Source organism: Rhizobium sp. Leaf384 (assembly GCF_001424065.1).
Taxonomy (GTDB): domain Bacteria; phylum Pseudomonadota; class Alphaproteobacteria; order Rhizobiales; family Rhizobiaceae; genus Ferranicluibacter.
On record NZ_LMQE01000001.1, the window covers coordinates 137806 to 161597 of the forward strand.

The window sequence follows — 23792 nt, forward strand, 5'->3', positions numbered from 1 at the left end:
TTTTTTGTCACCGAGCCGACATTAACGCTTGATTAACCCTTCAGGCGCTTCATTCTAGAAACCGTCATTCAGCAAAGATGAGGTTTCGCATGGCTTCTGACATGGAACTGCAACTGAAAGGGTACGGCCTGACCACGGCCGAGATCCTCTACCGTATGCCGGATCGCCAGGCGATCCTGCAGAGTTACATCTGGCAGCACTACGATCTGGCGCCGCACTTTCCCGAAATGAAGAACTTCCTGAAATTCTGGCGGGAAACGCTCGACGGGCCGTTGCATTCGGTGCGGTATGTGCACCGGAAACTGATCTCGGCCGGTGATTGGCGCGCGCTCCAGGGAGAGTTCATCATCAACTGAGCCGGCGATCGGCGTGTCGAGATGCGCGGATCGGGATTGCCATCGGGCAGGACCCATCCTACAAAGCGGCCATGCAAAAGAAGATCGACGAAGAGGCCTTGGCCGAGGCCTATAACCGCGCACTCGCCCTCGAGAAATCCGGCGATGTCGAAGGGGCTGTCTCTGCCTACCGGCAGGTGCTGGAACTCGACCCGGACGACCACGGTGGCGCAGCCGTGCGCATCGCGTCCATGGGACGTGGTGAGACGCCGGACAAGGCGTCGGACGCCTATGTGACCACCCTCTTTGACCAGCATGCCGATGTGTTCGAGGATGTCCTCGTCGAACAGCTCGGCTATTCCGTGCCGATGATGGTGCGCCAGCGGCTGCAGAGCCTCGGGCTTGGTCCCTTCAAGAGCCTTCTCGATCTTGGTTGCGGCACGGGCCTGACCGGCAGCGCCTTGCGCGACATGGCCGAGACCGTGACGGGCGTCGACCTGTCGGAAAACATGGTCGAGATCGCGCACGAGAAGGATCTCTACGACGCGCTCTACGTCGCCGAAGCGGTGGACTATCTCGAGGACAACGACGACGGTCCGTTCGATCTCGTCACGGCCACGGATGTGCTGCCGTATCTCGGCGGCCTCGAAGCCCTGTTCTTCGCCGCCTCCGAAACCATCGAGCCGGGCGGGTTGTTGATCTTCTCCAGCGAGACATTGCCGGACGACGTCTTTGCCGGACGTCGTTTCATGGTCGGACCGCATCAGCGTTTCGCGCATGCGCGGGACTATGTGCTGGAACGCCTGGACGCGACCGGGTTCGATCTTGTCGAGCTCACCGACATTGTGGTGCGCATGGAAGACGGCGCCCCGATTGCCGGGCACCTGGTCATTGCGCGACTGCGAACGGCATCGTAGATCGCTTTTTTCCGTCATCGCTAGCCTGAGGAGAACCCCGTGGCAAAAGTCGCCTTCATCGGTCTCGGAGTCATGGGGTATCCCATGGCGCGCCATCTCGCATCGAAGGGCGGGCATGACCTGACCGTTTTCAACCGGACCGGGGCGAAAGCCGAAAAATGGGTCGCGGAAAACGGCGGCCGCGCGGCGGCAACGCCCGCCGAGGCGGCTCGGGACGCGGATTTCGTCTTCTGCTGCGTCGGCAATGACGATGACCTCCGCTCCGTCACGACGGGCAAGGATGGCGCGTTCGAGACATTGCGCGCTGGCTCCATCTTCATCGACAATACGACGGCGTCTGCCAAGGTGGCGCGGGAGCTGGATGCTGCCGCCCGGGCGCGGGGTGCACACTTTATCGACGCGCCGGTGTCGGGCGGGCAGGCAGGCGCGGAAAACGGCGTTCTGACCGTCATGTGCGGCGGGGATGCCGACGTTTTCGATCGGGCAAAACCGGTGATCGACGCCTATGCGCGCATGGTCGGGCTGATGGGGCCCGCCGGCAGCGGACAGCTGACGAAGATGGTCAACCAGATCTGCATTGCCGGCCTCGTTCAGGGACTGGCGGAAGCCGTGCATTTCGGAAAGAACGCCGGCCTCGACATGGAGGCCGTTGTCGACGTCATCTCCAAGGGGGCGGCCGGTTCCTGGCAGATGGAGAACCGTCACAAGACGATGATTGCCGGCACCTATGATTTCGGCTTCGCCGTGGACTGGATGCGCAAGGATCTGGATATCGTGCTGACGGAAGCACGCCGGAACGGCGCGAAGCTTCCCGTCACCGCCCTGGTCGACCAGTTCTACGGCGATGTGCAGGCGATGGGTGGACGGCGATGGGATACGTCCTCGCTGCTGGCCCGGCTGGAAAAGAAGTAGGCGCCCCCGCGCCTGCTTCCCCTTTCGGACGCCTGGAACCTCAGTCTTCCTGTGACTTCGCCTGTTCGAGGATCATGTAGTCGAGCGGCATCTGGGTCGTGTACTTGATCTGCTCCATGGCAAAGGCCGAGGAGACGTCGCGGATTTCGATCTTCGCAATCAGGCGCTTGTAGAACGCATCATAGGCGGCGATGTCCGGCACGACGACGCGAAGCAGATAATCGACGTCTCCGCTCATGCGGTAGAGTTCCACCACTTCGGGAAACTCTCCGACCACCTCGGAAAAACGCCGAAGCCATTCGACCGAGTGCGCGTTGGTGCGGATCGATACGAAAACCGTGACCTTGGTGTTGATCTTCGCAGGATCGAGAAGCGCGACGCGGCCACGAATGACGCCTTCCTCCTCCATCTTCTGAATGCGGCGCCAGCAGGGCGTGGTCGACAGGCCGACCTTTTTGGCGAGGTCCGCGACGGCGAGTGTCGAATCTTCTTGCAGCAGTCGCAGGATCTTGCGGTCGAGACGATCCATTTCAGTAGCCCCCTTCGAATAATATTCCTTCTATAGCGTCAAAGCGGGAAGAAGCGAGATCGAATTTTTACGATATCCGCAATTGGATTTCTGCGCGCAGCACCGGCAGGAGCTCCGCTTCGAACCACGGATTCTTTCTCAGCCACGGCGTGTTGCGCCAGCTCGGATGCGGCAGCGGCAAGCACTTTGGCCCGTTGTCCTGCTCGAACCACCGCCGCCAGTCCGCGACCGTGGCCGTCATCGACACCTGGCGCGATGTGCCGAGGTGATAGGCCTGAGCGTAGGCGCCGATGACGAGGATGAGCGAGGCATTGGGAACCGCAGCGAGCGCCGTCTCGCGCCAGGCCGGCGCACATTCCCGGCGCGGCGGAATATCCCCGCCGTGCTTGTCATATCCGGGAAAACAGAAGCCCATGGGAACGATGGCGAACCTGTCCGCATCATAGAAGGTCGCCCTGTCCACGCCCAGCCAGTCGCGCAGCCGATTTCCCGACGGATCGTCGAAGGGAACGCCGCTGAGATGCGCCCGCATGCCCGGCGCCTGGCTCGCGATGAGGATCTGCGCCTTGTCGGACAAGACGAAGATTGGGCGTGGTTCGTGCGGCAGCGGCTCGCCGAAGGTCGGCATGTCACGACATATGCGACATGCGGAGATCGTGGTCGAAAGGCGATCGATCGCGTCTTTGGTCGGGGTCAGCGGCTTGTCCATGCAGTCTCGAGGTGGCGCAGCAGCGCCTTGATCCAATCTCCGTCGATATGGGGCGTTTCCGAAGTTCTGCCATGGCGGGCGCGCCAATCTCGCGGTTGATCGAAGGAACCGGCCCACAGCCCTGACCGGCGGGCGCGCGCAACGGCCTCTTCCGCTGCATAATCGCCGAAGGCAACCGCGAAGCCATCGTTCACCATGCGGGCATTCACCTCTTCGCCCCCCGTGCGACAGGCCGCCAGCCGTCGGCCGTAGCGATCGTCGGCACCGCCCTTGCAGGCGATCGGCAACCCGCCAATCAACTGGATGAGATGCCGGCGGGCCTCCTGTCCGCACGCCCATGTCTTCCCATCGCGCTCGCAGTTCTGGCTCAGCTCCGGGGCATCGATGCCCGCCAGACGGATCCGATCGCGGCCAAGGGCCAGCGTATCGCCGTCCACGACGCGCGGCACGCCGGAGAGCGTTGCGTCGCCCTGGCGGGAGATGCGGTCCGCAGCCAGCCAGACGAGCCCCAGAAAGAGGACGGTCAATACGCCGTCGAGCAACAGCGACCGGGGCTTCCTCATAAAAAACATTCCGGTAACCGGTTCTTCATCACGTAACGAAGGAAAACAGGAAGCAAGTTCTTAACAATTCCTACCTAGAATCTGCCGGGGTATCCGTCAGGCTTTCCGGACAAAATGAATCAGGGCGTCAGCACATCGACCGACAAGATCATTGTCGACAAATCTCGCAGCCATCGCAACAAGGCTGTGTCGAAAGCCGTGCGCACCAATCGCGAACGCCTCCAGTCCGGTCCGTCGAATGCTGCGGGCTTCGACAAGGAAATGCTGGCCCTCTATGTCGCATCGGTGCTGCAGGGCGCTGCTGCCATGCCGATCCTCCTGATGATGATCGCCGCAAGCGGGCTCTATTTGACGGAGAACCTGCAGATCATCGCCTGGTTGACCGTTGCGCTCCTCGTTCATGCCCTCGGCCTCATGGCCGCGAAGCGTGCGTTGCGCAGGGACCTGACGCCCGAGAACATCATCGACTGGCGCCGGCGGTTTCTCCTTGTCCAGATGCTGATGGGTATCGTCTGGATGGTTTTTCTGGTGCAGGACTGCGAGAGCTGCGTCGCCCGGGATCTGGAGCTGTACAAGGGCGTCGCCCTTCTCGTCGCGCTTGCCGCCACCGCGATCGCGACGGTCCTGATGCGCTATGCCCTGATCGTCACGTTCGTTCCGTGCGTCGTCCTCCTCGCCGGAAAGGCGATCCTGGTGGGCAGCGGAAATCTGGTCGCGCTCGCCGTGGTGCTCGGGACATCCCTCGCCTTCCTCGTCTACATGACCGCGCGCATGCGCCGCGCCAATATCCAGATCCTCTCCGTTCAGGCGGAAAAGGACGATCTGATCGCCGAGCTCGAAGTGGCCAAATCCATGTCGGACGAGGCGCGCCGCCGGGCGGAAGAAGCAAACCTTGCCAAGTCGCGTTTCCTCGCCTCGATGTCCCACGAACTTCGCACCCCGCTGAATGCCATTCTCGGTTTTTCCGAGGTCATGTTCACCGAAGTGATGGGTCCGCTGAACAATCCGACCTACAAGGAATATACCGGTGACATCCACAGGTCCGGCAAGCATCTGCTCGACCTGATCAACGAGATCCTCGACCTCTCCCGCATCGAGGCGGGCCGTTACGATCTCAATGAAGAAGCGATCCAGCTCGCGGAAATCACGGAAGACTGCATCGGGATGGTCCAGCTGCGCGCCCGCACCAAGAGCATCACCATCACCGAACAGTTCGAGCAGGGCATGCCCGCGGTATGGGTCGACGAGAAGGCCATGCGCCAGGTCACACTCAATCTTCTGTCGAATGCCGTGAAGTTCACCCCGCAGGGCGGGCAGATCTCGGTCAAGGTTGGCTGGACGGCGGGTGGCGGGCAGTATCTGTCCATCAAGGACAACGGTCCTGGCATTCCCGAAGACGAGATCCCCGTCGTGCTCTCGGCGTTCGGACAGGGATCGATCGCCATCAAGAGTGCTGAGCAGGGCACGGGCCTCGGTCTGCCGATCGTTCAGGCGATCCTGGCCAAGCATGATGGGGAATTCATCCTCCGCTCCAAGCTGCGCGAGGGCACGGAGGTCATCGCCATCCTTCCGGCGCGCCGTGTCTTGGAAACGGTGCCCGCCGTGCAGGAAACCGCCGCCGTCGCCCGCCGCCGAAAGAGCTTTGCCTGACGGATAAGTCCTGATGGCGTCAGCCGGGCAGAACGTGTCCCTGCCCCACGACTTCGATCGCAACCGTCTCTCCCGGCGCCGCAACGTCAAAACCCGACACCCGGAGGTCGAGAACGGCACGCGACGGGCCCTCGCCCACCTCCACCGTCAGCCGGCAGAGGCCGCCGCCGAATTCGCTTTCCAGCACCCGCGCACGCGCGCCCTTGACGAGATCCGCTTCCCCGAGACCGAGCCAGCGGATACGCAACTGCTCCGGCCGCAGCATCACCAGTTTGTGCGCGGTCGAGCCACCGCGGTCGGACGCGTCGTCGGTCGTGCTTACGGGGATGGTGCCGAGCACCGTTTCCGCCTGCCCCGACGTCACGACGGCGTCGAGCAGCACGGCGTCTCCGAGAAAGAGCGCCGTCTGCCGATCCGCCGGCCGTCGGTACAGGGACTGCGGGCTGCCGGCCTGCACCAGCCGACCTTCCCGGAAGACCGCCACGTGATCGGCAAAAGACAGCGCTTCGCCCTGATCGTGTGTGACGAGGATGGATGTCGTTCCCGAAGCGGCGAGAATGCGTGCGACCGTGCGGCGCATGGTATCGCGCAGGCCGGTGTCGAGCGCCGAAAAGGGCTCGTCGAGCAGCATCAGCCGCGGTTCGAGCGCCAGAGCGCGGGCCAAGGCCACGCGTTGCTGTTGACCTCCGGAGAGCTGGTGCGGACGCCGCGAGCCCATGTCCGCATCAAGCTCCACCATGTTCATCAGCGCCGCGATGCGCTGGTCGCGACCCTCCTGCCGTCTCGGCAGACCAAAACCGATATTCTCGCCCACGGTCAGGTGGGGAAACAGGGCGCCATCCTGCGAGACGATGCCGATGCCCCGCTTGTGGGCCGGCACGTGAATGCCCTCGCCGGCGAGATCGGTGCCATCGAGGGTGATGCGGCCGGCGTCGGGACGCTCGAAGCCGGCGATCAGCTTCAGCAGCGTGGTCTTGCCAGAGCCGGACGGACCGACGATGGCCGTCCGCGCACCGGCCGGAACGGTGAGGGAGACATCGATCAGCGCGCGGGCGCTGCTGCCATAGGTCTTGCTGACGGACGTGATCGACAGAAGACTCATGCGGCGCTCCCGCTTGCACGGCTCGACTGTCGGTGAAGGACCAGTGTCAGCGGCAACGACAGGACGATCATCATCAGGGCATAGGGCGCGGCCGCGACATAGTCGATCTCGCTCGTCAGCGACCAGAACTTGGTCGCAAGGGTTTCGACACCGGTCGGCGACAGCATGAGCGTGGCCGTTAGCTCGTTGGTAATCCCCAGCGCCACGAGCGCCGTGCTGGCAGCCGCACCCGGTGCGGCGAGCCGCATCGTCGTCACGCGGACCGCCTGGAGGGGAGCCCGGCCGAGCGCCATGGCCGCGCGCTCCAGTTCGACCGGAGCCTGCGCGATGCTCGCCCGCAGTGCCACGAGGGCGCGGGGCAGGAACAACAGCCCGTAGGCCAGCAGAAGCGTGGCGAAGGTCTGATAGAGCGGCAGAACGAGCCGGACGGTGATGGTGACAAGCGCCAGCGCAACGACCACGCCCGGCAGGGACCCGACATAATAATGGCAGGCCTCGAGGATGCGCTGCAAACGGCCGGGCGCGCGAACCGAGAGCCACGCCATAGGGGCGGCCGCGACTGTCGTCAACATGCCGCCCATGACGGCCAGAAGAACGGTCTGAAGCACGGCATTCCCAACCGCCTGCAGGGGCCAGATGTCGAACCCGCCAATCGCCAGCCAGCGTGTCAGCGTCGTGAAGGGGACGCCGATGGCCAGCGCGGCCGTCACGAGGTTCAGCGCCAGCGCCGGCCAGATCCACGGCCCGAGCGCGTGGCGCGTCACCATGCGTGGTGCGCCGGAGCCGACACGCGCATAGCGTTCGCCGCCGCGCGCCAGCGCTTCCGTACCGAGAAGGGCAAGACAGCAGAGCACAAGGACGCCCGACAGCATGTTGGCGGCCGGCCCATTGAAGGCGGACTGGAACTGATCGACGATGGCGGTCGAGAACGTGTCGAAGCGGATCATGACGAAAAGGCCGTATTCGGCAAGGAGATGCAGGCCGACGAGCAGGCTGCCGCCGCAGATCGCCACCCGCAGTTGCGGAAGGACCGCGCGGACGAAGACGCGCCAGGGGCTGAGGCCGAGCGACGCAGCAGCGTCCTCGATGGCCGGGTCAAGCCGGCGCAACTGGGCCGCAACCGGAAGATAGAGAAACGGGAAATAGGCAAGCACGGACACGAGCACACCGCCGCCGAGCCCTTTGAGACCGGGAACGAGGCTGATCCACGCATAGGAATGCACGAACGCGGGAACGGCAAGCGGCGCCACGGCGAGCCAGGCCCAGAGCCGCGAGAACGGCAGGTTGGTGCGTTCCGTCAGCCAGGCAAGGGCGACCGCGAGAACGATCGTCAGCGGCACCGTGGCCGCTTCGAGAAGCGCCGTGTTGATGAGCAGGTCGCCGACCCGCCCGCGAAAGACCAAAGCGACCACCTGATCCCAGCCCGTCTGCACCGTCACCACGGCAACGAATCCCAGCGGAATGAGGCTGACCAGGGCCACCAGCAGAGCTGGCAGGGTCACGAGCGGATAGGCGACACGCGCGCGCTCGCGCTGCGAACCGCTCAAATGGCCCGGCGTTGCGTTCGGGGCGACGGCAAAAGACTTGGCATCGGCATGCGGCACGGGTGGCGCCTTTACTCGGAACAGAGGGTGCGCGCTTCGGCAAAGAAGCGCGCACGGATCGCGATACCCTATTGCGGCGATTGTGGACGAAATCAATCCAGAATCGTCACGCAGGTGTCATGATGCGTCGCTTCGACGCTTAGAGGATGCCGGCTTCCGTCATCAGGTCGGTCACCGACTTGCTGTTCAGCTGCTGCGGATCGACCTTCGGGTAGTCCAGCGTCGAGAGCGCCGGCAGCGCCGCATTGGACGACGCATCCTTGGCAACGGCATATTCGAAGGAGGTGCCGTCTCGCAGCACGGCCTGGCCGCCCTTGCCGGTGAGCCACTTCAGGAAGAGCTGAGCCTCCGACTTGTGTTGGCTGGAGGCCAAGATGCCGCCGCCGGAGATGCTGACGAAAGCGCCGGGATCCTGGTTCTTGAAGAAGTGCAGAGCGACGTTCTTGCTGTTCTCGCCCGTCTTCGCCTGATCGCCGTAATAGTAATAGTGGTAGATCACCGCGCCTTCGACCTCGCCGGCATTGACCGCCTTCATCGCGGTCGAATTGCCCTTATAGGCCGTGAAATTGGTCTTCATCGCGGCGAGCCATTCCTTGGTGGCGGGTTCGCCCTTGAGCGCGAGAAGCGCGCTGACGATCGCCTGGAAGTCTGCACCGGCAGGCGAAGCAGCCCAGCGGCCCTTCCACGCGGGATCGGCAAGATCGAGCAGCGACTTCGGCAGCTTGTCCTCGGTCAGCTTCGTCTTGTCATAGGCGAAAACGGTCGAGCGGGCAGCAACGCCAACCCAGTGGCCGTTCGACGGTTGAAACGTTTCCGGCACCTGCGCCAGGGTTTCCTTGGCGACGGGCTCGAACAGGCCGGCCTGATCAACCAGCGACATGGCCGGCGAATTCTCGGTGAGGAAAACATCGGCGGGAGAGGCTGCGCCCTCCTGCACGATCTGGTTGGCGAACTCCATGTCGCTGCCCTTGCGCAGCGTCACCTTGATGCCGGTCTCCTTCGTGAAGGCCTCGGCCCAGGCGACGCCGAGGCTTTCGTGCTGGGCATTGTAGATGACGATGCCGGCGGATTCGGACTGGGCGAGCGCGGGGTTCATCGCGGCCAGAAGAGCTGCTGCGGCGACAAAGCCTGCGGCACGGACGGAAATTTTCATGACGGCCTCCTGAGAGTGTCCGGACGACGTGCCCGGCAGAGGCGGTATAGATAAGATGAACCTAAAGGTCAACTTTAGAGCTGCGATCTTTTCGGCCGCGTCTTTTCAACAAAAGTCACGGTTTTTCAGGGGATCGGGGCCGCCGTTTGCGCGCCACGCTCCCTCCGTGCGGATCACCTTCGTGTTATTGAAAGCGGTCAGAGACCGGTCAGCGGCATGTCGCTCACGACGCCGGACAGAAACACGACATAAAAGGCATAGCCGGCATTTGCGAGGATGAGACAAAGGCAGGCGAGCGAGCCCAAATCCTTGGCATTGCGGCCCATTTCGGAAATCTCCGGCGACACGCGATCGACGATTTCCTCGATGGCCGTGTTCAGTGCCTCGAACGCGATCATCAGCAAGAACAGGAGCATCATCGCGACATACTGAAACAGGGTCGCGCCGCTGATCGCAAATCCCAGCATGGCGACGCCAAAGCCGATCAGTTCCTGCCGAAAGGCCGCTTCCCCGAGGAGACGCCGGGCTCCGCCGAGCGAATAGGTGGCGGCGGCAAAGAAGTGCTGCAGGCCGGTCAGCTTTCGCGGCAGCGTCTGACCCGGTGTCGTTGCGCCGAGTGCCGATGCGCCCGCAGCTTCCGGGCCAGGCGCGGTCTGGCCACGCGCCGTCTGTCCGGGCACCCTCTGTTTTCCGGCCTCGTGACCGAGACCCTCGCGGGTCAATCCCTCGTGGCCCGGCACCTCGTAGGGTGGCTCTCGCTCCTGCATGCGCAGCGCATTCCTGTTCATATCAGCTTCTTGCCACGCAGGGCGCGAAAGCATCCAGCTCGCGGTTATAGACATCCGTCTGGATGTTCATCATGCCCAGAACCGTGTGAAACAGGTTATCGTGCGACATGGCCGCATCCGAATAGGCGAGAAGGCACTTGGTATCAAGCCCCATGGCTTGCGCGTAGGACGGCGAGAACCAGGAGATGAAGGGCACATGGGTCTGCTCCGTTGGAGCAATCGCATAGGGCGCGCCGTGGAGATAGATCCCGTTCTCTCCAAGCGATTCGCCGTGGTCCGACATATAGATCATCGCTCCGGCCAGCGTGTCTTCGTGCTTCGCCAGCAGCTTGGCGACGCTTGCAAGGAAGTGATCGGTGTAGAGGATCGAGTTGTCATAGGCATTGACGATCTCTTCCGGGGAGCAGTTCATCAGCTCGTCCGTGCGGCAATCCGGCTTGAAGCGACGGAATTCTTCCGGGTAGCGCGCAAAATAGCCGGGTCCATGGCTCCCCAACTGATGAAGGACGATGACCGTGTCGTGCTTGACGTCCGCCAGCTTGCTGTCGAGGCCATCGAGGAAGATCCCGTCCAGGCACTCGCCATTGTTGCAGAGCGGGCTGTTCTGCCGATCGGTCTTGGTCGCGTAATCCGTGAGCCTGGCGATGCCCTTGCTGCCGGTGTTGTTGTCCCACCAGGAAACGCTGATGCCGGCATGCGTCAGGACGTCGATCAGGTTCTGGCGCGTATGAGCCTTCGTCTCGCTATACTCGGTCCGCTTGTAACCGGAGAACATGCAGGGCAATGAGACGGCCGTGGCCGTGCCGCAGCTGGTCGTGTTCGTGAAGTTCGTCACGCCCAGCGCCTTGAGCTCCGGGTTCGTTTCGCGGGCATAGCCATTGAGCGAGAAGCTGGCAGCGCGTGCGGTCTCGCCCGCAACCACCACGACGACCACCGGCTTCTTCTCGGCTGCGAGCCGGTCCCCTGCCCTGGCATCCAGACCAAAAGGTGCGACCACCAGATCAACGTCCTGATAGGCGGAGCGGGCATAGCGGACGACAGCGGACAACGGGGCAGCCGGATTGAAGACATTTAGCACTTCCTTCCGCTCGCGCGCGACATAGGCGATGGCCGCGTAATTGTAGCTGACCAGCGTCAGCGCCACGGCCAGTGCCGGAACAACGAGAGCGAGGTTGCGCACGGCCTTCTGAAAGAAGGGACGGTGCCGGACCCGCACGAGCGCGATCATGACGGCCGGCAGAACGGCGAACACCAGAATGTGGAAAAAGAAGTTCGGCGTCAGCAGATGACCGGCTTCAGCGCCCGTCGTCACGAAGGCGCTTTCCACCATCGCCTTGTCCACGACGATTCCGTAGACGTCGGTGAAATAGGACGCGACGCCGGCGGCGAGGACGCAAAGGATCAGGACCGGCTTGATGATGTAGCGCACCGAAAGCGTGACGAGGGCACAGACGGTCAGCAGCGAGATCGCAACAGAGAAGGCAAGGAGACTCGTCTTGTTGGACGAAAACGCCGCGGCGGCGCGACCCCAGAACGTGATGTTTGTGGCAAGGAGAAGATAGGCCGACACGATCAGGGTCAGCGGGATGCTGCCGATTTCGGGCCGCAGATGTTTTGAGATCTTCAAGGGACACTCCCGTCAGGATGCCGGCGGGAACCCGTCAGGCTATGCTGGGGTGTCGTAAAGCCGACATCCTGTCCGGACACTGTCAGGGCAGGCCACCTCATCATGAGGGTCCAGCAGAGAGGCGCAACGGATCTGCTGCGCCTCTTGTCCAGCCAGCTTCGGCTTCAGCGCGGTGTGCGCTACTCCCAGTCCTCGACCGCCGGCTTCTGACCGTGACCGAGCCGACGGTCGAGTTCGCCGGCTTCCGTCTCTGTCAGTCGGAGATCCAGACGTATCGTGCCGTCTTCCAGGTCTTCGCGATGGTCGACGATCGCATGTTCGTAAAGCCAGGGCAGCAGTTGCAGCCGATCGACGGGAAGCGTAACGGTCGTTTCCATCATCACGCCGGAGAGACGACGGTTGATCTCCTGCATGAGGGCATCGACCCCCTCACCCGTGACCGCCGAGACGGTGATGGTGTTGGGCGTATGCGCTGCCTTTTCGAGCAGAGCGGCATGCGGCTCCTCTTCCAGCCGGTCGATCTTGTTCCAGACCTCCAGCAGGCGTTCGGTCCGCGCCTTCTCGTCGATCCCGAGATCCTCGAGAATGCGCTCAACGTCGTCCGACTGGGCCACGTGATCCGGGTCCGAGACATCGCGGACATGCAGGATGAGGTCGGCTTCCAGCACCTCTTCGAGGGTCGCCCGGAACGCGGCCACGAGGTGCGTGGGCAGGTCGGAGATGAAGCCGACCGTATCCGACAGGATGACGGTCCGCCCCTGGGGAAGCTTCATCCGGCGCAGGGTCGGGTCCAGCGTCGCAAAGAGCATGTCCTCAGCCAGCACGCCCGCCCCGGTGATCCTGTTGAACAGGGTCGATTTTCCCGCATTGGTGTAGCCGACCAGTGCCACGATCGGATGCGGCACCTTGCGGCGCTTGGAACGGTGAAGCTGGCGCGTACGGCGCACCTGCTCCAGTTCCTTCTCCAGCTTGATGATCTTGTCCTGCAGCTGCCGTCGGTCGGCTTCGATTTGTGTTTCGCCGGGACCACCCATGAAGCCCGCACCCCCGCGCTGGCGCTCAAGGTGGGTCCAGCTGCGGACCAGGCGGCCTTTCTGATAGTTCAGATGGGCCAGGTCGACCTGAAGGGTGCCTTCCTTGGTGGAGGCGCGACGGCCGAAGATCTCGAGAATGAGGCCCGTGCGGTCGATGACCTTCGCGTTCCATTCCTTTTCGAGGTTGCGCTGTTGGACCGGCGTCAGCGGATGGTCCATGATGACGAGACCGGCATCCTGCGTGTCGAGGAGATGCTTGATTTCCTCGATCTTGCCGCTGCCCAGCAGCGTTCCCGGCTTCGGCTGGGCGATCGGAACGACGAGCCCCTGGACGACGGAGAGATCGATGGCCCGGGCGAGACCGATCGTTTCCTCAAGTCGCGCGTCATCCGTGCGAACCGAATGCGGCTGCTCGGCCTGCTGGCGGCCTGTTTTCTTGACGACCGGGACGATGACCAGCGCCCGCATGTCGTCGCGGTGCTTTTCGGTCTCGGGGATGATGCTGTCTGGCGTATCGTTGTGTTTTGTGATGGCTTCAGTCCGGTGTTCAGGATGCGGATTCTTCGCTCTCGAACATCTGCATGGGCTGGCCCGGCATGATGGTCGAGATGGCATGCTTGTAGACGAGCTGGGAATGCCCGTCGCGCCGCAGCAGCACGCAGAAGTTATCAAACGAGGTAACGACGCCTGTCAGTTTGACGCCGTTGATGAGGAAGATGGTGAGAGAGATCTTCTGCTTACGGACCGTATTGAGAAATAGATCCTGCAGGTTCTGAGAACGTTCCGCCATAGCGCCGCTTCTTTCTTTATTGCCGGTTCGAAAACAACCGGTTGATAGGTCTGCAATTCGAGAGTTGCCCCGCGCGCCTGCCCCTCAGACGCTGCGGAATCTGGTATCGCATCGACGTCTCTTTCGCAATGTCGAAAAAGGCTGGGCGTCGTTTCCGCCATACCGTGCGTCGTAGCTTTCGCAGGGGTTCAGACCCCGAGAGACTTGAGTTTGCGGTGCAGAGCGGAACGCTCCATCCCGACGAACTCCGCGGTGCGCGAGATGTTTCCGCCGAACCGGTTGATCTGTGCGATCAGATAGTCCCTCTCGAACATCTCGCGCGCTTCGCGCAGCGGGAGCGTCATGATGTGCTGGTCGCCCTGCGCGGAAATCTTCGGCAGGCTGTCGCCCACCTCCGTCGGCAGCATGTCGGCCGAAATGACCGTATCGGGCCCGTCCGAGCGCGCGAGGATCATCAGGCGTTCGATGTTGTTGCGCAGCTGGCGGATGTTGCCCGGCCAGCTGTGCGCCTGAAGCACCGCCAGCGCATCGTCGCCGATCTTGCGCGAGCGGATCCCGGCCTGCTCGCTGATCTGCCGCATGAACATGTCAACGAGGAACGGGATATCCTCCCGCCGATCGGCCAAGGCAGGCACGCGAACCGGGATCACGGCCAACCGGTGATAGAGATCCTCGCGGAACGCACCCTCGGCGATCAGGCTTTCGAGATTGTACGCCGTCGAGGAGATGATGCGCACATCGACCTTGACGCGCTTCGAGCCGCCGACGCGCTCGAACTGCTGATCCACAAGCACACGCAGGATCTTGTTCTGCGTTTCGCGCGGCATCTCGCCGATTTCGTCAAGATAGAGCATGCCGCCATGGGCTTCCTCAAGGGCGCCCGTCTTGCGTGGCTGGCCGGGCGTTCCCTCCGTGCCGAACAGGGCGATCTCCATGCGGTCGGGCGTGATGGCCGCCGCATTCAGCGCCACGAAGGGACCTGCGGCGCGCGCAGACTTCTTGTGGATCATGCGCGCAACCAGCTCCTTGCCCGAGCCCGAAGGCCCATGGATCATGATGCGGCTGTTGGTCGGGGCAACCTTCTCGATGGTCTGGCGCAACTGCGAGACGGCAACGGAGGTGCCGATCAGTTCGACGGGGTCGCCGGATCGTTTCTTGAGTTCGGTGACCTCGCGCTTGAGCTTGGAATTTTCCAGCGCGCGCTCCGCGATCAGGATCAGGCGGTCTGCCTTGAACGGCTTTTCAATGAAATCATAGGCTCCACGGCGGATCGCAGACACCGCCGTCTCGATATTGCCGTGACCCGAGATCATCACGACCGGAAGGTCGGGATGCCGGCTCTTGATCTCGTCCAACAGGGCAAGACCGTCGAGCCGGCTGCCCTGCATCCAGATATCGAGAAAGACGAGACGCGGCACCCGGTCGGAAATGGCCGCGAGCGCACTGTCGCTGTCGAACGCCATGCGCGTTTCGTAGCCTTCGTCCGAGAGGATGCCCGAGACGATCTCGCGAATGTCCTGCTCGTCGTCCACAACCAGAATATCAGCCGCCATCGGTCATTTCCCTACTCTGTCTATCGTCGTCTTTATGCCCCGCATCCGCGGCGCCAGATTGTTTCGGACGGACCTCGTGGGAGGCCTCGATACGCGCGCCGGCAGAACCGGCGGCGGCTTGCCGCTCCCGCTCGACCTCGGCATTGACCGCGGGCGGAAGAATGACCCGGATCATCGCGCCGTGGCCCTGGTCGAAATCCGGTGGCGCATCGTGCAGTTCGAGATGCCCCCCGTGGTCCTCGATGATCTTCTTCACGATCGCGAGGCCGAGACCTGTCCCTTTCTCGCGCATCGTCATGTAGGGCTCCAGGATCCTATGCCGGTTCTCCGTCGGAAGACCTTTGCCGTTGTCGACGATATCGACGACATAGGTGCCGCTCTTCTCCGCAAACCGCGACCGGATCATGATCTTCCGCTCGTGGCGTTCTGCATCGGCCGGTAGCGATTCGATCGACTCGACCGCGTTCTTGATGATGTTTCCGAAGGCCTGACCCAGCATGCGACCGTCGAAGGAGCCGTCCAGCGCCTCGTCGCCGAAGTCGCGGATGAATTGAATGTCACTGCTGCCCATCTCCCGCAGGAAGACCGCGTCCTTGAGGATGGCACGAAGGTCCGAGCGCTCCTTCGTCGGCTTCGGCATGCGGGCGAAGGACGAGAACTCATCGACCATACGGCCGATATCCTCGACCTGACGGACGATCGTGTCGGTGCACTGGTCGAAGACAGATCGATCGTCCGGATTGATCTGCTTGCCGTAACGGCGCTTCAGCCGCTCTGCCGACAGCTGGATCGGCGTCAGCGGATTCTTGATCTCGTGCGCGATGCGACGGGCGACGTCCGCCCAGGCGGTCGAACGCTGGGCAATGACGAGGTCGGTGATATCGTCGAGGGTGATGACGTAGGACTCGGCCGTATCGATCGCCTCCTCGCGCGTCACCTGCACGTTCAGCGTGCGTTCCTTGCCGTTGCGCATGATGTTGATCTGCTTGCGGAAGTCGTTCCGCGGCCGCGAGATCGCCTCGGTCAGCACCTCGTCGATCTCGGGCGCCACGTCGGAAAGACGCTCGCCGACGATATCGAAGGTCGAGCGGGACAGGAACACTTCCGTCGAGGGGTTGGCGATCGTAATCCGCCGATCGTCCTCGACGCCGATGACCGCTGCGGTCACGCCGGACAGCACGGCTTCGATGAAGCGGCGGCGGTGATCCATCTCGTCCTTGGCCTCGAGGAGCTGGTGCTGCTGGGTGCGGATCTCGACGATCATCTTGTTGAACGTGCGCGACAGACTGCCAACGTCGCCATCCACCGTGTGGACGGGAACGACGACGTTGAGATTGCCGGATGCGACGCTGTCGGCGGCCCCGATAAGCAACCGAATCGGACGCACGATGCGATCCGCAACGGCAATGGCCGCCCAGATCGCCGCCAGCAGCACGATGAGCGCGAAACCGAGGTAGAGAACGCCGAAGGCGACCTGGAGCGAGGTTCGACCGGCAGCGAGATTGCGGTATTCTGCAACGTTCTCCTCCATCAGCCGCATGGAGCTCATCACCTTGGGATCGACGGTGCGAACGGTGTAGAGATAGGCGCCGGCGATGTTGTCGAGCGGAATGATCGCGCCGACGAGATTGGTGATGCCCGGCGGAATGAGGGTCGGCTGGCCAGAAACCGTGCTGGCCAGCGCGTCGACCGGAATAGCGGGGAGCGGCCGGTCCGTCGGAATGTTTGCCTGAAGGATGGCCGTGCCATCGGCGCGCACGAGAAACGCACCCAGCATACCGCGTGCCCGGGCCTGCCGTGTCATGAGATCGACGAATCCCGTGCGATCGAGGCTGTAGAGCTGGCGGTTGCGTTCGAGATCCGTCGCCATCGAGGCGGTCTGCCCCTGGAGGTAGCTCGCATTCTCCAGCACATAGGCCTGCGCGACGTCGATGGAGGAGCGGACGATGGCTTGGGTCCGCAGGGAAAACCAACGGTCAAGCCCGACGTCGAGCGTGATCGAAGCAAAGATGGCCACGAGAATGGCCGGCGTAATCGCGACGATCGAGAACAGCGCGACGATGCGCACATGCAACCGTGCGGCCGCACGCCCCTTGTTGCGGGCACGAAGGAGACGCAGGATCTCGCGACCGATCAGATAGATCAGGCCGATGACGAACAGCGCGTTGACCGCGGCCGACGCGATGACGATGTTGGTTTCCGGCTTGATCGGCGTCAGTCCGAGCAGCACCAGCAGCGAGATGATGGCGCAGGCCAGCGCGCCCGAGGCCAGCACGAGGCCCGGCAGCGCGAAAGCGGCGCGACGATCCGTGCCGTTCCCGGTCTCGTCCGTCGCCAATGGCAGTATCAGCCCTTCGGCCATGCAAATTCCACCCACCAACGGTTACCGGCAGCGCCGGCTCCGCGTCCGCGCGCGCGTCGGGAGACGTCGAGCGCTTTGCCTGCGACCATGAGACGACATCGGCTCCAGGCCGAGTCGATCGCATGTGTCATCCAAGCAACACAATGTGGCGTAAATGCAACGGTCGCTTTTTCGTGTCAAGCGTTCCGCGAGCTGCGATAGACGGAGACGCCGAGTTCACGGATTTTCTTGCGCAGCGTATTCCGGTTCAAGCCGAGAAGATCGGCAGCTTTGATCTGGTTGCCGCGGGTCGCCGTCAGGGCCGCGAGGATGAGCGGATACTCCATCTCCGCCAGGACACGGTCATACAGACCGGAGGGCGGCAAGCCGTCCCCGAAGCCCGCAAAATACTGGCGCATGTTCTCCTCGACGGCCTGCGAGATGGACATCGAGCCCGACCGTGCGCTTGCCTTCTCGATCGGGCTGTCGGGGATGTCGGACCGGAGTTCGCTCTCGATGATCTCCCGGCTGATGACCTCCTGCGGATACAGCGCCGTGAGACGGCGAACGACGTTCTCGAGTTCGCGCACGTTGCCCGGCCAGGGATGTGATTTCATCAACTCCAGGGCTTCCTGCTCGAAGCGCTTGACGTCGAGCCCCTCCTTCTCGGCCATCTGCACGAAGTGGCGCACGAGATCGGGGATATCCTCTGCCCGGTCGCGCAGCGGCGGCAGGCGCAGCGGCACCACGTTCAGGCGATAATAGAGATCCTCGCGGAAGAGACCCTGGTTGATCGACTGCTTCAGATCCTTGTTGGTCGCCGCGACGATACGGACGTCGGAGCGGATCGGCGTGCGTCCGCCCACGGTCGTGTATTCGCCCTGCTGCAGCACGCGCAGCAGCCGCGTCTGGGCATCCATCGGCATGTCGCCGATTTCGTCGAGGAACAGCGTACCGCCTTCAGCCTGTTCGAAGCGGCCGGTCGAACGGTTCTGCGCGCCGGTGAAAGCACCCTTCTCGTGGCCGAAGAGTTCGGACTCGATGAGATCCCGCGGAATGGCGGCCATGTTGATGGCGACGAAGGGGCCGTTCCGGCGCTTGCCGTAATCATGCAGCGCGCGCGCCACCAGCTCCTTGCCGGTGCCGGACTCACCCGTGATCATCAGGGTCAGGTCCGTTTGCATCAGCCGCGCGAGCACCCGGTAGATTTCCTGCATGGCGGCAGAGCGACCGACCAACGGCATGCCGTCCTGCGTATCGTCGTCCATCTTGGCCGGCTTGCGCTTGGGTTCCGCAAGGGCCCGGCCAATGATGGCGATCAGTTCCGTCAGGTCGAAGGGTTTGGGCAGATAGTCGTAAGCCCCTTTTTCCGAGGCCTTGATGGCCGTCATGAACGTGTTCTGCGCGCTCATGACGAGAACGGGCAGCTCCGGCCGGGCTTTTTTGATGCGCGGCAGCAGATCGAAGGCATTCTCGTCCGGCATCACGACGTCCGTCAGCACGAGATCGCCGTCCCCCGCCGAGATCCAGCGCCAGAGGGTCGCGGCGTTCGAGGTGATGCGGACATCGTAGCCGGCACGGCTCAAGGCCTGGTTGAGCACGGTACGGATGGCTGCGTCGTCGTCGGCGACGAGAATCGTGGCGCCAGTCATCGGGTCTTCCCTTTTACAGCAATGGGATCGGGGTCCTCCGCGGTCGGTCCTTTTGACGCGGGCATGAGAACGCGGAATATGGTGCGGCTGGTCTGACTGTCGCATTCGACGATCCCGCCATGACCGCCGATGATCTTTGCCACCAACGCGAGGCCAAGGCCGGAGCCGTTGGTCTTTGTGGTGATAAAGGGATCGAACAGATGCGGCACGAGGTCAGCAGGCACGCCCGGCCCGTTGTCGTGAACGCAGAATTCAAGCGGCAGCGAAATCTTCTCCTGCGTACCGGCAACCGAAAGGCGGATGCCGGGCCGATACGCCGTCGTCAGCACGATCTCGCCATCCGGCTTGTCGCCGATCGCCTCGGCCGCATTCTTCACGAGATTGAGGAACACCTGCACGAGCTGATCACGATTGGCATAGACCGGCGGCAGGGACGGATCGTAGTTCTCGGTGATGCGGATGCGGCGCGCAAAGCCCGCCCCTGCCACCGCTTTGACATGGTCGAGAATGGAATGGATGTTCACGGGATGCCGATCGACCGGCCGCTCGTCCGAGAAGACCTCCATGCGGTCCACCAGAGACACGATTCGATCGGTCTCGTCACAGATGAGACGTGTCAGCGCGCGGTCCTCGTCGTTGACGGAGCTTTCCAGCAGCTGCGCGGCTCCCCGAATGCCGGAGAGCGGATTTTTGATTTCGTGGGCCAACATCGACGCAAGGCCGGTCACGGATCGCGCGGCGGCGCGATGGGTCAGCTGCCGGTCGATCTTGTCGGCCATGGAGCGTTCCTGAAAGACGATGACGACGCTGCCCGGCTCGGACAGGACCGGCGCGACATAGAGGTCGACCAGCTTGTCGGCACCCAGACGCGGCGATGAAAGATCGACGCGGTATTCGTTGACCGCCGCCCGGCGTTCGCGCACCTGCTCGATCAGGGTCAGGAGCGGACTGCCGAAGGGGATGAAGGTGCTGATATCATGACGCGCGAGATGGGTGGCGCTCGCGCCGAAGAAGGCTTCCGCCTCCCAGTTGGCAAAGGTCACCAGCCCTCTCTCGTTGACGAGAACCACCGGATTCTGGATCGCGTTCAGCACCGCCATCGGCAGGGCGGCCTTGGTGTCGTCGCTCATCGTGCCGCTCATGCCGCCATCGTCCTTTCAACCGCCGTCTCGCCGTCCCGAAGAAGCTCGAGGAGACCGGACAACGCCGTCTTGTGATCCGTCGCCGTCAGTACAAACGCCTTGCGGTGCCCGGGCGCATTGGCTGCGAACCGCTCGATGTACCAACCGAGATGTTTTCGCGCATGACGAAGCCCCGTCTCGATGCCGTAGAAGGCGAGCATCATGCCGTAGTGCTCTGCTATGACATCGAGGCGCGCCTGGCCATCGGGTTCAGCGCAGGCGCCGGCGAGAACACCGGCATGCCAGGGCCGCCCCTGACAGGCACGCCCGGCCATCACCGCATCGGCGCCCGAGCGCCTGAGGATTTCGGCCGCATCCTCGGGCGTCGTCACATCCCCGTTGGCCACGAGCGGCAGTGACATGGCGTTGCGCACGGCCCGGATCGCATCCCAGTCCGCATGCCCCTTGTAGAACTGCATGCGGGTCCGACCATGGATCGTGACCATGCGGATACCGGCCGCCTCGGCACGGCGGGCAATGTCAGGAGCGTTCATCGTCGTTTCGTCCCAGCCGAGCCGCATCTTCAACGTCACGGGGATGTCGACCGCGCGAACCGTCGCCTCGATCAGTGACAGCGCGTGATCCGGATCCCGCATCAGCGCTGACCCGGAATAGCCGCCCGTCACCTTCTTGGCAGGGCATCCCATATTGATGTCGATCACGTCGGCGCCGTTACCAGCTGCGATTTTTGCGGCCTCCGCCATCCAGTGTGCTTCCCGCCCGGCCAGCTGGACCATATGCGGCGTGATTCCCGCATTTTTGAGCCGGGCCCAGCTCTCGCCTGCACTGCATGCCAGCTCGCGACTTGCTACCATCTCCGTCACCACAAGGCCGGCGCCATAGCGCCATGCCAGCTGGCGAAACGGCAGATCGGTGACGCCCGACATGGGCGCGAGCACCACGCGGTTTCGAAACGACATCCCCTCGATCGCGAAGGGCGATGACAAAGCTGGATGCTGCAATTGATTATCTTTCAGGCACATCAGTTTTCTGCACTATTTTTAGACATAGATATCGCCCTTGCCAAGCGCTTTCGCGCGACATGCGCAATTTTCCTCAATCACCTGCCCGCTTGTCTGGCAAAGCCCGGTCATGCGGGTTAAACGCGCTCTGACGGATTGCGCAGGGCAAGCTTCATGCGGCCGGGTGCTTCGTTTGAAGGCAGGCAGGGAGGCGTCTTACAGCAGATGCAAAGAGAACGCGAACTTTCATGCGGCGTCGTGATCGTCGCAGCCGGTCGCGGTGAGCGGGCCGGTGCGTCGATCGAGGGTCCGAAGCAGTATCGTCGGATCGGTGGACGCCCCGTGATCTCCTGGACACTTGATGCGTTTGCGGCCTGGGGCAAGGCCGGTCCGATCGTTGTCGTCATCCATGCGGATGATGAAGCCTTGCTCGAAACGGCGCTCGCGGCCTGCCGGTCCCGCCCGGTCGTGACGATCGTCCGTGGCGGCCCGACGCGACAGGCATCCGTGTTGGCCGGCCTGAGGGCCCTCTCCCGCCAAGGTATCCGGCACGCGATGATCCAGGATGCGGTTCGGCCGTTCGTAACGTCGGACCTTCTCGACCGCTGTCTCGCTGCCTTATCGTCCGGTGTCCGAGCGGTGCTTCCCGCCATTCCTGTCACGGATACGCTGAAGCGCACCAATATCTCCGGTGACGTGGGGGAGACCGTCTCGCGGGACAGGCTGTTTGCGGCGCAGACACCCCAGTGTTTCGACCTCCCCAGCATCCTCGCGGCGCACGAGTCCGCCGCGACCTCCGGGCGGTCGGACTTCACCGACGACACCTCCATCGCTGAGTGGGCGGGTCTGCCGGTCGTCCTGGTCGCGGGATCGGCAGACAATGTGAAACTCACGACGCAACAGGATCTACGCATGGCAGACGAGCGACTGAACGGGCATCGGATCGATGTGCGGACCGGCAACGGCTACGACGTCCACCAGCTGGTCCCGGGCAACGGCGTCACGCTGTGCGGCATCTTCCTGCCGCACGATCAGTCGCTGCTCGGCCACTCCGACGCCGATGTCGCGCTTCATGCCTTGACGGACGCGCTGCTGGCCACCTGCGGCGCTGGCGATATCGGCGATCACTTTCCGCCATCCGACGACAGATGGAAGGGTGCCCGGTCACGGATCTTCCTGGAACATGCCGCCGGCATCGTGCGGCAGCACGGCGGCGTCGTCATGAATGCGGACATCTCCCTGATCGCGGAAGCGCCGAAGGTCGGCCCGCACCGGGACGCCATGCGGCAGGCCCTGTCCGACATGCTGGGCATTTCGCTCGACCGCTGCTCGGTCAAGGCGACAACCAACGAGAGGATCGGCTTTGTCGGCCGGCGCGAAGGCATCGCGGCGATCGCCACCGCGACGGTCAGCTTTCCCGACGGTTTTCGATGACGCTCTGGCCCGACGATATCCGGCAGTCCGCCGAACGGCTCCTTGAGCGCTGCGCCGGCCGAGGCTGGACGATTGCCACGGCCGAGTCGTGCACCGGCGGGCTGATTGCCGGCGCCCTGACCGAAATCCCCGGCTCTTCCCGGGCGGTCGATCGCGGCTTCGTCACCTATTCGAACAGGGCCAAGGCCGACATGCTGGGCGTCACGACAGCGACCCTCGAGGCGTTCGGGGCAGTGTCGCGCGAAACCGCGCTCGAAATGGTGCGAGGCGCCCTCGCGCGCTCCGACGCAGACATCGCCGTCGCCGTGACGGGCATCGCAGGGCCCGGCGGCGGATCAGAGGAAAAGCCGGTGGGCCTCGTGCATATCGCCGCCGCATGGCGCGGGGGAGCCGTCCTGCATCGCGCGATGCGATATGGCGACATCGGCCGGGACCAAGTACGGCTTGCCACAGTCAGGACGGCGCTTGACATGCTGGATCAGTGCGTCGATCAGGCGTCCGCGCCGGTATAGACCGTGTCGGCCCGCTTTTCGAAGGCTTCCGCGAAAAGCCGAAACGCGCGGTCGAACATCGACCCCATCAGCGCCCCGAGAATGCGGTTCTTGAACTCGTAATCGATGAAGAAATGGACCGAGCAGCCGCCGTCGGGCGTCGCTTCGAACGTCCAGCGGTTGTCAAGATAGCGGAAGGGTCCATCGATATACTTGACCTCGATCCGGTGCTCGGCGCGGTTCAAAAGCACCTGCGTCGTGAACGTCTCGCGGATGGCCTTGTAGCCCACCGTCATGTCGGCAAGGAGCAGCTCCTTGCCGTCGCGCTCCTTGCGGGTTCGCACCGTCAGGGCCTCACAGAGCGGCAGGAATTGCGGGTAGGACTCGACGTCGGCAACAAGGTCGAACATCTGGTCGGGAGAATGCTTCACCAAGCGTCTGGTTTCGAACTTCGGCATAAGACGC

22 protein-coding genes are annotated in these 23792 nt (G+C 63.3%); 6 read left to right on the forward strand and 16 right to left on the reverse strand.

Annotation, left to right across the window (positions count from 1 at the left end):
• Positions 1-89: 89 nt before the first annotated feature.
• The 3 genes from ASG25_RS00660 to ASG25_RS00670 all read left to right on the forward strand — a co-directional run bounded on the left by ASG25_RS00660 (position 90) and on the right by ASG25_RS00670 (position 2164).
• A complete protein-coding gene (locus ASG25_RS00660; RefSeq protein WP_062468108.1) occupies positions 90-356 on the forward strand; it encodes an aspartate-semialdehyde dehydrogenase in 267 nt (88 codons plus the stop codon).
• Between the two features lie 71 nt (positions 357-427).
• Positions 428-1252, forward strand: coding sequence for a class I SAM-dependent methyltransferase (locus tag ASG25_RS00665; RefSeq protein WP_062468110.1), 825 nt, complete (start codon positions 428-430; stop codon positions 1250-1252).
• Positions 1253-1291: 39 nt separating this feature from the next.
• Positions 1292-2164 (forward strand): NAD(P)-dependent oxidoreductase, encoded by an 873-nt coding sequence (locus ASG25_RS00670; protein ID WP_062468112.1) that lies wholly within the window; start codon positions 1292-1294, stop codon positions 2162-2164.
• 40 nt (positions 2165-2204) lie between these two features.
• Here the strand turns inward: ASG25_RS00670 and ASG25_RS00675 are convergent, their stop codons facing one another.
• From ASG25_RS00675 to ASG25_RS00685, 3 genes are all read right to left on the reverse strand, one after another.
• A complete protein-coding gene (locus tag ASG25_RS00675; RefSeq protein WP_062468114.1) occupies positions 2205-2693 on the reverse strand; it encodes an Lrp/AsnC family transcriptional regulator in 489 nt (162 codons plus the stop codon).
• Positions 2694-2760: 67 nt separating this feature from the next.
• Positions 2761-3402, reverse strand: a complete 642-nt coding sequence (locus ASG25_RS00680) for a uracil-DNA glycosylase family protein (protein ID WP_062468115.1) — start codon at positions 3400-3402, stop codon at positions 2761-2763.
• Positions 3387-3965 (reverse strand): thermonuclease family protein, encoded by a 579-nt coding sequence (locus ASG25_RS00685; protein WP_162241413.1) that lies wholly within the window; start codon positions 3963-3965, stop codon positions 3387-3389. The genes ASG25_RS00680 and ASG25_RS00685 overlap by 16 nt, the downstream gene beginning before the upstream one ends.
• 114 nt (positions 3966-4079) lie before the next feature.
• Here ASG25_RS00685 and ASG25_RS00690 point away from each other — a divergent pair, with 114 nt between their 5' ends.
• Positions 4080-5615, forward strand: coding sequence for a HAMP domain-containing sensor histidine kinase (locus ASG25_RS00690; RefSeq protein WP_062468119.1), 1536 nt, complete (start codon positions 4080-4082; stop codon positions 5613-5615).
• A gap of 19 nt (positions 5616-5634) precedes the next feature.
• On the opposite strand, the gene ASG25_RS00695 is transcribed toward ASG25_RS00690, so the two are convergent.
• The 12 genes from ASG25_RS00695 to dusB all read right to left on the reverse strand — a co-directional run bounded on the left by ASG25_RS00695 (position 5635) and on the right by dusB (position 21423).
• Positions 5635-6717, reverse strand: coding sequence for an ABC transporter ATP-binding protein (locus ASG25_RS00695; RefSeq protein WP_062468121.1), 1083 nt, complete (start codon positions 6715-6717; stop codon positions 5635-5637).
• Positions 6714-8264, reverse strand: a complete 1551-nt coding sequence (locus ASG25_RS00700) for an iron ABC transporter permease (protein WP_062471800.1) — start codon at positions 8262-8264, stop codon at positions 6714-6716. Before ASG25_RS00700 ends, ASG25_RS00695 begins: the two co-directional genes overlap by 4 nt.
• A gap of 196 nt (positions 8265-8460) precedes the next feature.
• A complete protein-coding gene (locus ASG25_RS00705) occupies positions 8461-9474 on the reverse strand; it encodes an iron ABC transporter substrate-binding protein (RefSeq protein WP_062468123.1) in 1014 nt (337 codons plus the stop codon).
• A gap of 197 nt (positions 9475-9671) precedes the next feature.
• Positions 9672-10064, reverse strand: coding sequence for a diacylglycerol kinase (locus ASG25_RS00710; protein ID WP_062471803.1), 393 nt, complete (start codon positions 10062-10064; stop codon positions 9672-9674).
• Between the two features lie 199 nt (positions 10065-10263).
• Positions 10264-11889, reverse strand: a complete 1626-nt coding sequence (locus tag ASG25_RS00715; protein WP_082479791.1) for a phosphoethanolamine--lipid A transferase — start codon at positions 11887-11889, stop codon at positions 10264-10266.
• Between the two features lie 179 nt (positions 11890-12068).
• Positions 12069-13391: a GTPase HflX gene (gene hflX / locus ASG25_RS00720; protein ID WP_062468125.1), complete on the reverse strand. Its 1323-nt coding sequence runs from the start codon at positions 13389-13391 to the stop codon at positions 12069-12071.
• 79 nt (positions 13392-13470) lie between these two features.
• Positions 13471-13713, reverse strand: a complete 243-nt coding sequence (hfq, locus tag ASG25_RS00725; RefSeq protein WP_018325164.1) for an RNA chaperone Hfq — start codon at positions 13711-13713, stop codon at positions 13471-13473.
• Positions 13714-13901: 188 nt separating this feature from the next.
• Complete coding sequence (locus tag ASG25_RS00730; RefSeq protein ID WP_062468127.1) at positions 13902-15266, reverse strand: sigma-54 dependent transcriptional regulator; 1365 nt, start codon at positions 15264-15266, stop codon at positions 13902-13904.
• The gene (locus ASG25_RS00735) at positions 15256-17628 is read right to left on the reverse strand and encodes a PAS domain-containing sensor histidine kinase (protein ID WP_082479793.1); all 2373 of its coding nucleotides are present in this window, start codon (positions 17626-17628) and stop codon (positions 15256-15258) included. The genes ASG25_RS00730 and ASG25_RS00735 overlap by 11 nt, the downstream gene beginning before the upstream one ends.
• A gap of 176 nt (positions 17629-17804) precedes the next feature.
• Positions 17805-19259, reverse strand: coding sequence for a nitrogen regulation protein NR(I) (gene ntrC, locus ASG25_RS00740; protein WP_062468130.1), 1455 nt, complete (start codon positions 19257-19259; stop codon positions 17805-17807).
• A complete protein-coding gene (locus ASG25_RS00745) occupies positions 19256-20401 on the reverse strand; it encodes a nitrogen regulation protein NR(II) (RefSeq protein ID WP_062468132.1) in 1146 nt (381 codons plus the stop codon). The genes ntrC and ASG25_RS00745 overlap by 4 nt, the downstream gene beginning before the upstream one ends.
• On the reverse strand, positions 20398-21423 hold the full coding sequence (gene dusB / locus ASG25_RS00750) for a tRNA dihydrouridine synthase DusB (RefSeq protein ID WP_156379905.1): 1026 nt from the start codon (positions 21421-21423) through the stop codon (positions 20398-20400). Before dusB ends, ASG25_RS00745 begins: the two co-directional genes overlap by 4 nt.
• 204 nt (positions 21424-21627) lie before the next feature.
• On the opposite strand from dusB, the gene ASG25_RS00755 reads away from it, so the two are divergent.
• Both ASG25_RS00755 and ASG25_RS00760 read left to right on the forward strand, forming a co-directional pair.
• Positions 21628-22836: a bifunctional 2-C-methyl-D-erythritol 4-phosphate cytidylyltransferase/2-C-methyl-D-erythritol 2,4-cyclodiphosphate synthase gene (locus ASG25_RS00755; protein WP_082479794.1), complete on the forward strand. Its 1209-nt coding sequence runs from the start codon at positions 21628-21630 to the stop codon at positions 22834-22836.
• Positions 22833-23348, forward strand: coding sequence for a CinA family protein (locus ASG25_RS00760; protein ID WP_062468139.1), 516 nt, complete (start codon positions 22833-22835; stop codon positions 23346-23348). Before ASG25_RS00755 ends, ASG25_RS00760 begins: the two co-directional genes overlap by 4 nt.
• On the opposite strand, the gene ASG25_RS00765 is transcribed toward ASG25_RS00760, so the two are convergent.
• Positions 23327-23785 (reverse strand): type II toxin-antitoxin system RatA family toxin, encoded by a 459-nt coding sequence (locus tag ASG25_RS00765; RefSeq protein ID WP_062468141.1) that lies wholly within the window; start codon positions 23783-23785, stop codon positions 23327-23329. The genes ASG25_RS00760 and ASG25_RS00765 overlap by 22 nt on opposite strands.
• Between the last annotated feature and the right edge of the window lie 7 nt (positions 23786-23792).

What these genes read in the sequence shown, in the direction of transcription:
- ASG25_RS00660 (WP_062468108.1), top strand. Translation starts at nt 90, where the DNA reads ATGGCTTCTGACATGGAACTGCAACTGAAAGGGTACGGCCTGACCACG.
- ASG25_RS00665 (WP_062468110.1), top strand. Translation starts at nt 428, where the DNA reads ATGCAAAAGAAGATCGACGAAGAGGCCTTGGCCGAGGCCTATAACCGC.
- ASG25_RS00675 (WP_062468114.1), bottom strand. Translation starts at nt 2,693, where the DNA reads ATGGATCGTCTCGACCGCAAGATCCTGCGACTGCTGCAAGAAGATTCG.
- ASG25_RS00680 (WP_062468115.1), bottom strand. Translation starts at nt 3,402, where the DNA reads ATGGACAAGCCGCTGACCCCGACCAAAGACGCGATCGATCGCCTTTCG.
- ASG25_RS00685 (WP_162241413.1), bottom strand. Translation starts at nt 3,965, where the DNA reads ATGAGGAAGCCCCGGTCGCTGTTGCTCGACGGCGTATTGACCGTCCTC.
- ASG25_RS00690 (WP_062468119.1), top strand. Translation starts at nt 4,080, where the DNA reads ATGAATCAGGGCGTCAGCACATCGACCGACAAGATCATTGTCGACAAA.
- ASG25_RS00695 (WP_062468121.1), bottom strand. Translation starts at nt 6,717, where the DNA reads ATGAGTCTTCTGTCGATCACGTCCGTCAGCAAGACCTATGGCAGCAGC.
- ASG25_RS00705 (WP_062468123.1), bottom strand. Translation starts at nt 9,474, where the DNA reads ATGAAAATTTCCGTCCGTGCCGCAGGCTTTGTCGCCGCAGCAGCTCTT.
- hflX (WP_062468125.1), bottom strand. Translation starts at nt 13,391, where the DNA reads ATGCGGGCGCTGGTCATCGTCCCGGTCGTCAAGAAAACAGGCCGCCAG.
- hfq (WP_018325164.1), bottom strand. Translation starts at nt 13,713, where the DNA reads ATGGCGGAACGTTCTCAGAACCTGCAGGATCTATTTCTCAATACGGTC.
- ASG25_RS00730 (WP_062468127.1), bottom strand. Translation starts at nt 15,266, where the DNA reads ATGGCGGCTGATATTCTGGTTGTGGACGACGAGCAGGACATTCGCGAG.
- ASG25_RS00735 (WP_082479793.1), bottom strand. Translation starts at nt 17,628, where the DNA reads ATGGCCGAAGGGCTGATACTGCCATTGGCGACGGACGAGACCGGGAAC.
- ntrC (WP_062468130.1), bottom strand. Translation starts at nt 19,259, where the DNA reads ATGACTGGCGCCACGATTCTCGTCGCCGACGACGACGCAGCCATCCGT.
- ASG25_RS00745 (WP_062468132.1), bottom strand. Translation starts at nt 20,401, where the DNA reads ATGAGCGGCACGATGAGCGACGACACCAAGGCCGCCCTGCCGATGGCG.
- dusB (WP_156379905.1), bottom strand. Translation starts at nt 21,423, where the DNA reads ATGTGCCTGAAAGATAATCAATTGCAGCATCCAGCTTTGTCATCGCCC.
- ASG25_RS00755 (WP_082479794.1), top strand. Translation starts at nt 21,628, where the DNA reads ATGCAAAGAGAACGCGAACTTTCATGCGGCGTCGTGATCGTCGCAGCC.
- ASG25_RS00760 (WP_062468139.1), top strand. Translation starts at nt 22,833, where the DNA reads ATGACGCTCTGGCCCGACGATATCCGGCAGTCCGCCGAACGGCTCCTT.
- ASG25_RS00765 (WP_062468141.1), bottom strand. Translation starts at nt 23,785, where the DNA reads ATGCCGAAGTTCGAAACCAGACGCTTGGTGAAGCATTCTCCCGACCAG.